Here is a 12641-nt window from a genome sequence, read left to right on the forward strand (position 1 = left end):
TATAGCGCAGTCCGGTAGCGCGCCTGCTTTGGGAGCAGGATGTCAGGAGTTCGAATCCCCTTACCCCGACCATTTTTCCCGTGGTACCGCAACAGAGCGTCAAGGCTGGTGGGTAGTAGCCAGTCTTGACCGAAGCTTCTTTTCTGAATGGAATCAGCGTTTAGACAAGTAGTGGTCTGTGGCGAAATAACGTCGCGGGATGCAATGACGTAAATTGAAATATGCCAGGCTCGAGGTGAAAACCTTGACGCTTGGCATTTTTCGTTTGGAAAAATTATTTCTCTTTGTGCACCTGTCTCGCTCATCTGAAGCGAATCCTGATAATGGACCGATTCCAGCTTTTATGGCACCTGGCGGCCACCCGCAGCACTGTATGGCTAACACTGCCACCACTCGCACTGCGGGCCGCTACCCGGACTTGACACACTGAGTCAGGAAACCTTGATGACCACTTTGCCGAAGGCTCCTCTTGCCAGATGCTCGAACGCTTTGTGGGCGTCTTCGAACGCATAGGTGTGTTCGATCACTGGACGGATCGCGTGTTTGTTCAGAAATGCGTTCATGCGATCAAACGCCGAGCGCGGTGCCACGGATGGTGGTCCGGCGGACGGGACCTTGGTTGAGGTGTTTGTTGATTGGGTGCGCGAGCAATTCCCCCAACTTTATGGGCGGTGGCTGGAGAGTTAGAAAGGTGATCCTGTTTCGATGTTCAGCATTCAGCGGCTCCTTTAAGACGGGAGCGCTACTGGCGAAAAGAGTCGGGAGGGATTTGATCGTTCTTGCGAATTATTCATGGCGACTTGTGCTGCGCGACAAATTAATGAGAAAAAGCGCACTCATTCATAAAACGACGCGGCCATGCCCATCAATCCGATTCTGGCGCAGAAGTTCAAGCGGCGTTGCCTTCGCTGGACCGTGTTTACCGTTGGGATAGCCGTCCTGTCATCGGCCTTTTCGCTATGGCGTGACTGGATCACCACCGATCCGCTTGATGTACCGATCACGCTATATCAAGCGCAAACCATCGATGAGCCATTGGAGATCCGGGCGCCGGACTATAACCGGCTCATTATCCGCTTCACGGACCTGAACCAGCGAACTCTGAACGCATTGGCGGCCTTCGATAAGGCTGATGTCCTGCCGCCTGTTACCGTGCAATGGCAGCTGCTCACGACTGGTGGAGTGGTGATAGACCAAGGCAATGCGCCCACGGGCAAGGTTGAGGGATGGGCAAGTGATTTCGTCGATCATGAACTGGGCATGGTCCATTACCCGCAACCTGTCGGCCACTACCGCTTTCAGGCCCAAGTGGTTTCCCCTGACCGCGCATATAGCCAAATCAATGCACGCCTGATGCTGGATGCCTATCCCAAGAGTGCAAGGGACTGGCGGTTCGAATTACTGTACTCGGGAATGTACGCGCAGGTGTTGGTGCTGTGGCCACTCGGCATATTGGGAGGCCTTTTCATGATTTACAACGCTGTGGCCTGGTGGCGATTTCGCAGATAAGTAGCCAGCCTGTGGCTTGCTTACCCATTCGGTGGATATAAGGCAGCCTTAGAAGAAGCCAGGATTAAAACCACGTCCATAGCGCTGGTATCGGAAATTCTCGCTCAGCTGCACCCAAGCCCTGGCCTCGAAAACCGGGGCCAGGTCAGTAGAAGGACGCCCGTTTTCCGCGTCCGCGCACAGTCAGGGAAAGATGTCATGAGCTATCGAGAGCAAAGCGACGAACATGAAGAGCGATTCCAGCAGGCGATTGCAGATCAGCTCGGCATTACTGTGGAAGAACTGGACGAATGGGTTGTACTTGAGGAGGAAGAGTTTACTGACGAAGGGGTATTAGTCAGTCATTTCGTCGAGTTCGACAAGAATACGCCATCAGGCATTCTGGCTCGGGTTGGCCTTGCGCAGGAAGGCACGAAAGTGAAGTACTTGAGACTCGATATTGACGCTTCTTGCGCGCAAGGCGCGGAGCAGGTAGCACCTTTGAGGGAACTCAATGTCCCGATGCATACGCCGCCGATGTTTTCCAAAATCGTGAAGTGGGTTTTTATCGGCCTGGCAGTCGCCGTGAGTGCGGCCGTCGCAACGGTTGCCTGGATCCTGCATTCATTAGGGCCGATGCCTTCTTTTGGCTGATTGTTTGTGGCAGCAGGTGGGCGTCGGGTTGATGAATGAAGCCACTCGGGAGTTTCGGCCCGCGCGCTCAAGGTTTGCTGGCTGATGCTACTGGGACAACTAGAAGCGCGGCTGCGACCATTGATAGGTCTTTAAAAATACCTTAAGCAGACAATTCGCGAGGTCGATGGACATACGCAACGAGCTGTTTCACCCGGGCGCGCACTGATTCCCGAGCCTGCCACTCAAAGCAGAAAACTTCGCAAGACTCTCCCTGGCGGTTCGAGGCAAAACCAACGAGTACCAAGGGCCATGCGTCCTGTGCATAGCGCGCGGCATTAATGGCATTGGGCGGGTGTCATCGCAGAGCATAACGTGGGGCCACCAACAACAAGAGGACCCCGTCATGCGTATCGTAGACATCCGTGAAAAAACTGTCTCTATCGCTTCTCCCATTGCCAACGCTTACATCGACTTTTCCAAAATGACCTGCTCGGTCGTTGCTGTCATCACGGATGTGATTCGCGATGGCAAGCCCGTCATCGGCTACGGTTTCAACTCCAATGGTCGTTATGGCCAGGGCGCACTGATGCGTGATCGTTTCCTGGCGCGTATTACGGAAGCCGATCCAGATACGCTGGTCGATCATGAAAACAACAACCTGGATCCGTTCGCCATCTGGAAAACCCTGATGACCAACGAAAAGCCAGGCGGACACGGCGAGCGCTCCGTTGCAGTTGGCACTATCGACATGGCTGTGTGGGATGCCGTCGCCAAGATTGAAGGCAAACCGCTGTATCGCCTGCTGGCCGACCGCTACCGTAACGGCGTGGCCGATGACAAGGTCTGGGTTTATGCGGCGGGTGGCTACTACTACCCAGGTAAAGACCAGACCAAGCTCAAGGCAGAAATGCAGAGCTATCTGGATCGTGGCTACGATGTCGTCAAGATGAAGATTGGCGCAGTGCCACTGGACGAGGATATCCGTCGCATCGAAGCGGTACTTGAAGTGGTCGGCGATGGTCGTCGTTTGGCAGTCGATGCCAATGGTCGTTTCGATCTTCAGACAGGTATTGCTTACGCCGAAGCCATCAAGAAGTACAACCTCTTCTGGTACGAGGAGGTCGGTGATCCGTTGGATTACGCACTGCAGGCTGAGCTTGCAAACCACTATGAACTGCCCATGGCTACCGGGGAAAACCTTTTCTCGCACCAGGATGCGCGCAACCTACTGCGCCACGGCGGCATGCGCCCTGATCGGGACTACCTCCAGTTCGACTGTGCATTGTCCTACGGGCTCGTGGAGTACATGCGCACGCTCAAGGTGATGGAAGAGATGGGGTGGTCTTCGCGCCGCGTGGTTCCGCATGGGGGGCACCAGATGTCCCTGAACATCGCGGCAGGTCTGCACCTGGGGGGCAACGAATCGTACCCGGATGTGTTCCAGCCTTTCGGTGGCTTCGCTGACGGGATCCAGGTGGAAAACGGCTATGTCGGTCTGCCGGATATTCCAGGTGTCGGCTTCGAGGCCAAGTCCGCTTTATACGCAGTCATGCGTGAGCTGGGCGAAGGCTGATCGCTCGTGATGGGCGGCTTCGTATAACGAGGCCGCAGCATCAACCATCAACTTCAAGCCACATGCCCATCACAACAATAAAATGAGGTGCTCCCGTGGAAATCTCCAAATCCCGCTGGTATGGCCAGCTATATGTGCAAGTGCTGATCGGCATCGTGATCGGCGCAGCAATCGGTTACTTCGTGCCTGATGTCGGAGCCAAGCTCCAACCCTTTGCTGACGGCTTTATCAAACTCATCAAAATGCTCCTGGCGCCCATTATTTTCGGTACCGTCGTCGTTGGTATTGCAAAGATGGGCAGTATTAAAGAGGTCGGACGAATTGGCGTAAAAGCGCTGGTCTACTTCGAGATTCTTTCGACCATCGCCCTGGTCATCGGCCTTATCGTCGTCAATATCGTAAAGCCTGGCGCGGGTATGAACATAAACGCGAGTGCGCTTGATGGAAGTGCCATCAGCAAATACAGCCAGGCGGCCAGTGAGCAAGGTGGTACCATTGATTTCTTTCTCAATATCATCCCGCATACGTTCATCGGCGCATTCTCCAATGGCGTCATGCTTCAGGTCATCCTGCTTTCGGTATTGATGGGTATTGCCCTGGTTCAAATGGGCGAAACCAGCAAACCGTTAATCAACACCATTGATCTGTTCCTGCAAGGTCTGTTCAGGATCGTTGCAATGGTCATGCGCCTGGCGCCGATTGGTGCGGGTGCCGGTATGGCGTTCACGATCGGCAAGTACGGGATTGGTACCTTGCTGTCACTCGGTCAGTTGTTGGTCGCGCTCTACATCACCACCTTGATTTTCATCGTGGTGGTGCTCGGTGCGGTGGCCAGATGGTCGGGCATGCCGCTGCTGCAATTTCTTCGTTATTTCAAAGATGAGATTCTCATCACGCTTGGCACCTGTTCGACCGAAGCCGTGCTGCCCCGAATGATGGTGAAGCTGGAAAAGCTTGGCTGCAAAAAGTCGGTAGTGGGCATGGTGTTGCCAACGGGGTACACCTTCAACGCGGACGGCACCTGCATCTATCTCACCATGGCCGCCATTTTTATCGCCCAGGCGACCAATACACCCCTGACCTTTATGGATCAGATGATTCTGCTCGGCGTATTCCTGCTGACGTCCAAAGGTTCGGCTGGCGTGGCAGGTGCCGGGTTTGTGACCCTGGCTGCAACGCTCACCACCATCCACTCCATTCCTCTGGTCGGTCTGGTTTTGCTCTTGGGCATCGACCGTTTTCTGAATGAGGCGCGGGCCGTGACCAACCTGATCGGTAATGGCATCGGCACCATCGCCATTGCCAAGTGGGACAACTCGTTCGACGTCGAGGCCTGCGAGCGTGAAATCGCCGCCATGAAACAGCAAAAGGCGGCAAACAAGGCATTAATGGCGCAAAGATAATTCACTAGGTGCTCCGGTCATTGCGCTTTAAACACGCCATGGCCGGTAGTGCTTTCCAGGTCTCGTTCGGTGTGCAGCGGTCCGGCTTTCGGGCTGCAGCAAGCTGGTCCGATCAATCATGACACTTCTGTGAGAGCTGTCACGGCGCCCCTGACACCGCGCCGTCGCACGGCAAACACAGGACCTGTAGGAGCCGGCTCGCTGGCGATCGAGTGCGAAGCGCTCGCACGGTGTCAGTGACTGGCCTGAGGTCATCGCCAGCAAGCCGGCTCCTGCAAGCCTCATTTCAATGCAGATAGTTGCGTCGCGTTTGCTGCGCGACAGCGCGGCGTCGAAGACGGGGTGTATGTCCCACAGATTCGACGCTTTCGTAGTTCTCATCCCGTCCTGATGACGACAACGATCACGAAGTTATAAGTCCGTTGACCCCGATCAAACACTTTCAATACGGAGCGCGTAGAACAGCGCGGCTTGCCTGGGCATATTCCACTGCAAGTATCCCCGAGGCTGTCAGGCCGCACTGGGGCCTGGAACCGAATGACGAGGATAGGACGATGCAGCGCAAGACGTTATCCAGCGGGCGCAATGTGGAACTTGCGCTTGACGCCAATATATTGTCGACGACCAATACGCAAAGTTACATCAACTATGTAAATTCGGATTTTGTTTCCATCAGTGGATACTCCGAAGACGAGTTAATGGGCCAGTTGCATAATATTGTTCGTCATCCGGATATGCCGACCCAGGCGTTTGAACATATGTGGGCGACGTTGAAAGGTGGTCGCTCATGGATGGGCCTGGTTAAAAACCGCTGCAAGAACGGCGATTATTATTGGGTCAGTGCTTATGTCACTCCAATCAGCCAGAACGGCACTATCGTCGAGTATCAGTCCGTGCGTACCCGGCCTCAAGCGGATCAACTCAAAGCCGCTGAAGCGCTCTATGGGCGAATCAAGAACGGAAGCAAATTGCCGCGTAGCCTCGGGTTGCGCAGCAAATCCACTGCTGTTGTCGCTGCTCTTCTAGGTGTTGGGGTGGGCAGTTGCGCCGGCCTTCTAAGCATGCCCTTCGCGGACGACGTGATTCTGGCCGGGGTCAGTGCAGTACTGGGTGGCGCCGGGGTCTGGTGGTTGCTGGCCCCGTTGCGCGAGCTGGTCGAACGGGCCCGGCAGATTGCTGATAACCCTCTGAGTCAGGTGCTGTATACCGGGCGCAGCGATGAACTTGGGCAAATTGATTTTGCCTTGCGCATGGCGCAGGCCGAGACCGGCGCAGTCATTGGCCGGATTGCCGATGCGTCGAGCCGCCTGGATCGCCATACCCAGAGTCTCTTGGCTGAAATCGATGCCAGCAACACGCTTAGCGTGCAGCAACAGATCGCCACTGATCAAATTGCCCAGTCGGTCAATGAGGTTGTCTCCAGTATTCAGGACGTCGCTCGCAGTGCCCGGGACGCTGCCGATGCCGCACGGCTTGCCGGTGATGAAACCCAGGCTGGTCAAGACCTGGTGGCCCTGACCAGCGAGTCCATCAGCGAACTGGAGCGCAAAATCCGGCAGGCCGTTCAGGTCGTGCATGAACTGGAGGGCCGCAGCAGCGAAATCTCCCAGGTGCTGGACGTCATCGGCAGCATTGCCGAGCAGACCAATCTGTTAGCGCTTAACGCGGCTATCGAAGCGGCGCGTGCCGGTGAGCAAGGCCGCGGCTTTGCCGTAGTCGCTGATGAAGTGCGCAGCCTGGCCGCGCGCACCCAGCAATCGACCATGGATATCCACCATATGATTGCCGGGCTGCAGGAGGGCGCGTTGTCGGCGGTCAGCGTCATGGATGAGAGTCGCGAACAGTCCCGATCTTCGGTCGAACATGCCCGGCAGGCCGCAGCGGCATTGGTCGGGATTGGTCAGCGGGTTACCGATATCGCGCAGATGAATACCCGGATCGCGGCGGCGGTCGAGCAGCAGGGTGTCGTCAGTGAGGACATCAATTGCACTATCGGTAGTATTCGCGATGCGGCGCAGCGTAATGTGCTTACCGGCGAAAACAATCGCAAGAGTGCCAGCGAAGTCATGCAACTGACCGGCCGATTATATGGTCTGGTTCAACAATTCAAGGCAAAACGCCAGTAACCATGCTAGCGACGGCATGTGTTTCGGGTACACTCGATGAATGCCGAAAAAATACTTAGCACAGAAGCCTCTGCCGCGCATTTTAAATAGCGTGATTACACGGCTATTGTGCCTTGCGCTGGGCATTGTAATTCTCGGCTCTTTTTTGCGTTATTACGTGTTGAGTGACTTTCTACGCCAGGACCTGGGTGCTGTTGCCCAACAGCAGCAACTGGCATTGGCGACCTATGTTGCGCGGGACATCGACGGCAAGATCATCGGTCGCCAGGTATTGCTGGATCGTATTGCTGCCTCCCTGCCGCTGAATCTGCTGAACCAGCCCGATGCCCTGCGCATCTGGCTCAAGGAGCGTTTTGTTTACCAGACGCTGTTTTCTTCGGGGCTATATGTCATCGGCCTGGATGGCAAGAACCTCGCGGACTATCCGATCTACCCCGAGCGCGAGCGTAGTGATTTTTCCCAGCGTGATTACTTCAAAAGCGCCTTGAGTGGCGGCAGCTATATTGGTCGCCCCCGGATCGGCACCTACGCCAAGGTGCCGATTCTGCCCATGTCGGTGCCGATCAAAAACGCCAACGGCGATGTGCTGGCCGTGCTGGTAGGCAGCACCATTCTGTCCGGGCACGGTTTTCTCGATTCGTTGCTGCAAAGCCGTGTCGACAATGTCGCGAACGGATTTCTGCTGGTTTCGCCCAGGGATCAGATGTTCGTTGCCTCGTCGCAGAGCCAGTCGATGCTGTCCCCCCTGACCCCGCCGGGAGCCGACCCGATGCTCGATCGGGCCATGGCGGGCTTTCGGGGCGCGGGGATTGCCAAGGATGATCGAGGTGTCGAGCAGGTTTCGGCCATGGTCTCGGTGCCCAGTGCGGGCTGGCTGGTGGTGTCGCGCATGCCGACCAGCGTTGCCTTTGCCACCATCGGCCGGCTGCAACATTTCCTGATCAAGAACGCCACGATTGCGACCTCTTTCTTCATGCTGCTGGCCTGTATCGGGTTGTATTTCGTGCTTGGTCACCTGTTCCGCGCCGCTGACTGCGCCGATCGCATGAGTCGGGGCGAAATACCCCTGGAACCTTTGCCGATCCGCCGCGAAGACGAAGTCGGCCATCTGATCGCTGCGTTCAACCGCCTGCTGCTCAAGCTGGATGAGAATCAGGACGAACTCAAACGCCTGGCTCACACCGATACCCTGACCGGGCTGCCTAATCGCGTGCACCTTTCAGAGCGTCTGCGGCTCGTTTTGGCAAAGGCCCGCCAGGAAGGCAGTCAGGTCGGTCTATTGTTCATGGATCTGGATGGTTTCAAGGACATCAACGACAGCATGGGCCATGAAGCCGGTGACGAGGTGCTGCGCGAAGTCGCTGCGCGTTTCAACGAGGCGGTGCACGAGGCGGACACCCTGGCGCGGATCGGCGGCGACGAATTCATCTTGTTGCTCAGCGGGTTGGGGAGTAACGCCGAACTGGTCGCAGGCACCGCCGCCGCGCGTTGTATCGCTGCGCTGGAACAGCCGTTCAGCCTGTGCAACAAGCACTGCCGGCTTGGCGTGTCCATTGGCATCGCCATCAGCGACGGTGCCAACACCTCGGACGAGCTGCTGCTGGCGGCTGACCGGGTGATGTACCAGGCCAAGAAAATGGGGCGTGGGCGCTATGTAACCCATACCCTGGAGATGAACTGATAGCGCGGTGGTTCGACATCAAACAACTCAACTAGTGGAATGATATCGGTGGGACCGGCTTTAGCCGGGAAGGGGCCGGTCAAGCCGCTGCATTTCCTTGGCCAGAAAGCACGTCTTCCCGGCTAAAGCCGGTCCCACATCCAGTGTTTGCCGTATGACAGAGCCGTGTCAGTTACCGCGAATCAATGCAGTTTCATTCGCGGCTCGGTCCCACGCCCGATCCGGCTGCCGAGCATCAGCATCAAGGTGCGGAACATCCCGTACAGCGCCACCTGGTGCATGCGGTACAGCGAGATATAAAACATCCGCGCCAGCCAGCCCTCAAGCATCACGCTGCCCATCAGGTTACCCATCAGATTGCCCACTGCCGAGAAACTCGACAGGGAAATCAGCGAGCCGTAATCCTGATATTTATATTCCGGCAAGGTCTGCCCTTCGATCCGCAGCTTTAGCGATTTCACCAACATCGACGCCTGCTGATGCGCCGCCTGGGCGCGGGGCGGAACGTTGCGGTCGGTACCTGGTTGCGGGCAGGCCGCGCAGTCACCGAACGCGAAGATATTGTCGTCGCGGGTAGTTTGCAGGGTAGGGCGCACTTGCAACTGATTGATACGGTTGCTTTCCAGGCCGTCCAGTTCATGCAGGAAGCCCGGCGCACGAATCCCCGCCGCCCAGACCTTGAGCGTCGCTGGAATAAACTGCCCGTTCGCCGTGTGCAGACCCTCGGCGGTGACTTCACTGACCGCCGAGTTGGTCAGCACGGTGACACCGAGTTTTTCCAGGGTCTTGTGCACTGGCCCGCCAATGCGTTCCGGCAGGGCAGGCAGCACCCGCGGCCCGGCCTCGATCACGGTGATACGCAGGTTTTCCGGTTTGATCCGGCCCAGGCCATAGGCAGCCAGTTCGTGAGCGGCATTATGCAGCTCGGCGGCCAGTTCGACCCCGGTCGCCCCGGCGCCGACGATGGCCACATTGATTTGCGTCGGGCTATCGTCCTGCCCGGCGTGGGCGCGCAGATAGTGATTGAGCAGCTGTTGATGGAAGCGCTCGGCCTGCTTGCGGGTATCCAGGAACAGGCAATGCTCGGCTGCGCCTTTGGTGCCGAAATCATTGGTGGTACTGCCCACGGCAATTACCAGCGAGTCGTAATCCAGGCTGCGCGCCGGAACCAGTTCGGCGCCGTTTTCGTCGGCGGTGGCGGCCAGATGAATCTGTTTGGCCTCACGGTCCAGACCGGTCATGCGTCCGAGCTGAAACTGAAAGTGATTCCACTTGGCCTGAGCCACGTAATTCAACTCGTCCTCATAGGAGTTCAGAGAACCGGCGGCCACTTCATGCAGCAGCGGTTTCCAGATATGAGTGAGGTTGGCGTCGACCAGCGTCACACTGGCCGTGCCGCGTTTGCCCAGGGTCTTGCCCAGACGGGTAGCCAGCTCCAGGCCGCCGGCGCCTCCGCCAACGATCACGATGCGATGAGTCATAGGGATATCTCATAAGGTTTAAGGAATTCGGGGGCGGCGGCAGGGCCGGGGGCGCGAGCGCGAAGCAGCTCATAGCGCCACCCACGCCAGCAGGCGACTCAACAGGCCCAGGCCGACCACTACGGCGACCACCAGTACAAGGAGCAGCCAGGGCCGAAAAGGTCGGCGATCGACTCGATGCTGGGGCGCTTGCAGATACTGTTCGACCCGCTGCTGGTCGTCAGGGTTCAGGCGGCTGGACATGTCGGCCTCTGGGAATACTGCATGACGCAGTAAAATCCATGGGAATGATCGCCATTTGTAACATTGGCGGGGTAATTACGCCATCAGCATGCGCGGTCTACAGGCTGATGCCCACGTCGAAAATCACGCTGCGCCCCAGATTGGTCCGCAGGAAATCCGGCGCGTCGGGATGGGCGAACAACACACGGGCAAAGGTCGGGCCGACCAGCGACAGCGAGCGCCAGCCCTGGCGCAGGTATTCGGTCGGTGGCGGGAAATGGCTGTTGAGGTCGAGGACTTCGCGCTTGAGGCTGACGAAGGCGATCAGGTCCAGCTTGCTCAGGTCCAGCCCGCGCTCGCGGTAGTTGCCGGCCTTCTTGCGCAGGGTCGGCCCCAATCGTTCCAGCAGATCGGCCGCAGGGATGCGCTTGGGCTTGGCCTGGCGCCGCACCAGTTCGCTGAGGGAGTCGGCACTGCGCCGCCGTTCCAGTTCTTCGCGCCATTCATCATTGAGCCGGCGCCCCTCGTCGAGCACGAAAAACACCTCGAAGCAGGCATTGCGAAACAGCACATCGGGCGGTTCTTGACCGGCGGCAGTGAAGTCTTCATCGCGATGGCGGATATTCAAACCCTGGAGCAGCCGCTCGCACACCCATCGTTCGCGCTCCCACTTGCGCGCGTTGGACAGGAACGAGTTGGCTTGTTCGGCCTGGATTGTAAGCAGGCGCAGAAAGTCTGAGTCATCCATGGCCCAAGCTTAGCGTTGTAATGACTACAACTGAAAGTACGAAAGCCGAGGCTGTAGACTAATGAGCGAAATTTCACCGATGAAGCGATTGAGGACCCTGTCTTGAAACTCTGGCCGTTAATGTTACTGATCCTGCTGCCGTCCGCTGCCCACGCCCTGGAAGTCGGCGAGCGCCTGGCGCCCTGGACCCTGCTCGATCAATTCGACCAACCCTACACCTTCAACGAGCAGACCCAGACCCTGCTGGTGGCGCGCAGCATGGACGCGGCCAAACTGGTCAACGGCGCCCTGCAAGGCAAGCCCGAGGGCTTCCTGGAAGCGCGCAAGACGGTGTTTGTTGCCGATATCCACAAAATGCCTGCAGTGATCAGCAAAATGTTCGCCGTGCCGGGCATGCGCGCCTATTCCTACCGGATCATGCTCGACCGCGATGCCCGCGTGGTGCCGCGTTATGAAGGTGATACCGATAAGGTGTTGTGGTTGCAGGTGCAGAACGGGCGGTTGGTCAAACAACAGCAATTCAGCAGTAGCGATGAGTTGCGTGCCGCCCTCGAACGGCCATGATCGGCGTCGAGGTCCTGACCGCGCCGACCCTGCTGGTCGGCTGGCTGCTGTATGCGCCGCTATTGGGTTGGGCGATCTGGCGTTCGCCCTGGGTTGAGCTGTTTACCGACAGCCGCCGTCAGCACCTACTGTTCGCGACCATCTTTGGCTTGTTTCTGCTGTGGCTGATGCGCCGGGATTTCGATACCGGCGTGTCCTACCACTTCCTCGGCATGACCGCCGTGACCCTGTTGCTGGATTGGCCCCTGGCGCTGCTCGGCGGCTGCGTGGCGCAACTGGGCCTGGCGTTGTTGGGCCGACAGGACTGGGCAGCGCTCGGCGTTAACGGCCTGCTGTTCGTGGCCTTGCCGGTACTGGTCACGGAACTCTGCGCGATCGGCGTTGAGCGGGCGCAGCCGAAGAGTCCTTTCGTCTACATTTTCTGCTCGGGCTTCTTCGCCGCAGGGCTGTCGGCCTTGCTCTGCCTGTTGCTGGCGCTGGGTCTGCTGTGGTTCGAAGGCATCTTCGCGATGCCGGAATGGCTGGAAGACTTTATCGGCTACCTGTGGCTGATCATTTTTCCCGAAGCCTTTATCAACGGCATGATCATCAGCGCCCTGGTGGTCTTCGCCCCCGAGTGGCTGGAGACCTTCAACCGCACACGCTATTTGTCGGCGCCGTGGAAGGATGAGGGTTGAGCGGGGGCACAAAGGGCCTGCGGACTTGATGTGCAGCGAACG

11 protein-coding genes and 1 pseudogene are annotated in these 12641 nt (G+C 57.8%); 8 read left to right on the plus strand and 4 right to left on the minus strand.

Annotated elements, in window-relative coordinates:
• Positions 1-431 precede the first annotated feature (431 nt).
• A pseudogene (locus ACCD02_RS30610) lies at positions 432-593 on the minus strand (zinc-binding dehydrogenase); the annotation flags it as partial.
• A gap of 265 nt (positions 594-858) precedes the next feature.
• On the opposite strand from ACCD02_RS30610, the gene ACCD02_RS30615 reads away from it, so the two are divergent.
• The 6 genes from ACCD02_RS30615 (at position 859) to ACCD02_RS30640 (ending at position 8907) form a co-directional block, all read left to right on the plus strand.
• Positions 859-1509 (plus strand): hypothetical protein, encoded by a 651-nt coding sequence (locus tag ACCD02_RS30615; protein WP_413310104.1) that lies wholly within the window; start codon positions 859-861, stop codon positions 1507-1509.
• 198 nt (positions 1510-1707) lie between these two features.
• The gene (locus ACCD02_RS30620) at positions 1708-2142 is read left to right on the plus strand and encodes a hypothetical protein (protein WP_413310106.1); all 435 of its coding nucleotides are present in this window, start codon (positions 1708-1710) and stop codon (positions 2140-2142) included.
• A gap of 385 nt (positions 2143-2527) precedes the next feature.
• The gene (locus ACCD02_RS30625) at positions 2528-3697 is read left to right on the plus strand and encodes a mandelate racemase/muconate lactonizing enzyme family protein (protein ID WP_413310107.1); all 1170 of its coding nucleotides are present in this window, start codon (positions 2528-2530) and stop codon (positions 3695-3697) included.
• 95 nt (positions 3698-3792) lie between these two features.
• On the plus strand, positions 3793-5100 hold the full coding sequence (gene dctA, locus ACCD02_RS30630; RefSeq protein WP_413310109.1) for a C4-dicarboxylate transporter DctA: 1308 nt from the start codon (positions 3793-3795) through the stop codon (positions 5098-5100).
• Between the two features lie 554 nt (positions 5101-5654).
• Entirely contained in the window at positions 5655-7226 is a 1572-nt protein-coding gene (locus ACCD02_RS30635) for a PAS domain-containing methyl-accepting chemotaxis protein (RefSeq protein ID WP_413310110.1), read from the plus strand.
• A 145-nt stretch (positions 7227-7371) separates the two neighbouring features.
• A complete protein-coding gene (locus tag ACCD02_RS30640) occupies positions 7372-8907 on the plus strand; it encodes a diguanylate cyclase domain-containing protein (RefSeq protein WP_413310112.1) in 1536 nt (511 codons plus the stop codon).
• Positions 8908-9089: 182 nt separating this feature from the next.
• On the opposite strand, the gene ACCD02_RS30645 is transcribed toward ACCD02_RS30640, so the two are convergent.
• The 3 genes from ACCD02_RS30645 to ACCD02_RS30655 all read right to left on the minus strand — a co-directional run bounded on the left by ACCD02_RS30645 (position 9090) and on the right by ACCD02_RS30655 (position 11358).
• A complete protein-coding gene (locus ACCD02_RS30645; RefSeq protein WP_413310114.1) occupies positions 9090-10388 on the minus strand; it encodes an NAD(P)/FAD-dependent oxidoreductase in 1299 nt (432 codons plus the stop codon).
• Between the two features lie 69 nt (positions 10389-10457).
• Complete coding sequence (locus ACCD02_RS30650; protein WP_413310116.1) at positions 10458-10631, minus strand: DUF3094 family protein; 174 nt, start codon at positions 10629-10631, stop codon at positions 10458-10460.
• A 97-nt stretch (positions 10632-10728) separates the two neighbouring features.
• The gene (locus tag ACCD02_RS30655) at positions 10729-11358 is read right to left on the minus strand and encodes a DUF1780 domain-containing protein (protein ID WP_413310118.1); all 630 of its coding nucleotides are present in this window, start codon (positions 11356-11358) and stop codon (positions 10729-10731) included.
• A 102-nt stretch (positions 11359-11460) separates the two neighbouring features.
• On the opposite strand from ACCD02_RS30655, the gene ACCD02_RS30660 reads away from it, so the two are divergent.
• Together ACCD02_RS30660 and ACCD02_RS30665 are read left to right on the plus strand one after the other, a co-directional pair.
• Entirely contained in the window at positions 11461-11922 is a 462-nt protein-coding gene (locus ACCD02_RS30660; RefSeq protein ID WP_413310120.1) for a hypothetical protein, read from the plus strand.
• Complete coding sequence (locus tag ACCD02_RS30665) at positions 11919-12599, plus strand: energy-coupling factor ABC transporter permease (RefSeq protein WP_413310122.1); 681 nt, start codon at positions 11919-11921, stop codon at positions 12597-12599. The genes ACCD02_RS30660 and ACCD02_RS30665 overlap by 4 nt, the downstream gene beginning before the upstream one ends.
• The last annotated feature ends 42 nt before the right edge of the window (positions 12600-12641 follow it).

The organism is Pseudomonas sp. Pseusp88 (assembly GCF_047303955.1).
GTDB lineage: Bacteria > Pseudomonadota > Gammaproteobacteria > Pseudomonadales > Pseudomonadaceae > Aquipseudomonas.

Bases quoted from the DNA above. Each gene is read 5' to 3' on its own strand.
- ACCD02_RS30665 (WP_413310122.1), top strand. From the start codon at position 11,919: ATGATCGGCGTCGAGGTCCTGACCGCGCCGACCCTGCTGGTCGGCTGG.
- ACCD02_RS30645 (WP_413310114.1), bottom strand. From the start codon at position 10,388: ATGACTCATCGCATCGTGATCGTTGGCGGAGGCGCCGGCGGCCTGGAG.
- ACCD02_RS30650 (WP_413310116.1), bottom strand. From the start codon at position 10,631: ATGTCCAGCCGCCTGAACCCTGACGACCAGCAGCGGGTCGAACAGTAT.
- ACCD02_RS30615 (WP_413310104.1), top strand. From the start codon at position 859: ATGCCCATCAATCCGATTCTGGCGCAGAAGTTCAAGCGGCGTTGCCTT.
- ACCD02_RS30625 (WP_413310107.1), top strand. From the start codon at position 2,528: ATGCGTATCGTAGACATCCGTGAAAAAACTGTCTCTATCGCTTCTCCC.
- ACCD02_RS30620 (WP_413310106.1), top strand. From the start codon at position 1,708: ATGAGCTATCGAGAGCAAAGCGACGAACATGAAGAGCGATTCCAGCAG.
- ACCD02_RS30635 (WP_413310110.1), top strand. From the start codon at position 5,655: ATGCAGCGCAAGACGTTATCCAGCGGGCGCAATGTGGAACTTGCGCTT.
- ACCD02_RS30655 (WP_413310118.1), bottom strand. From the start codon at position 11,358: ATGGATGACTCAGACTTTCTGCGCCTGCTTACAATCCAGGCCGAACAA.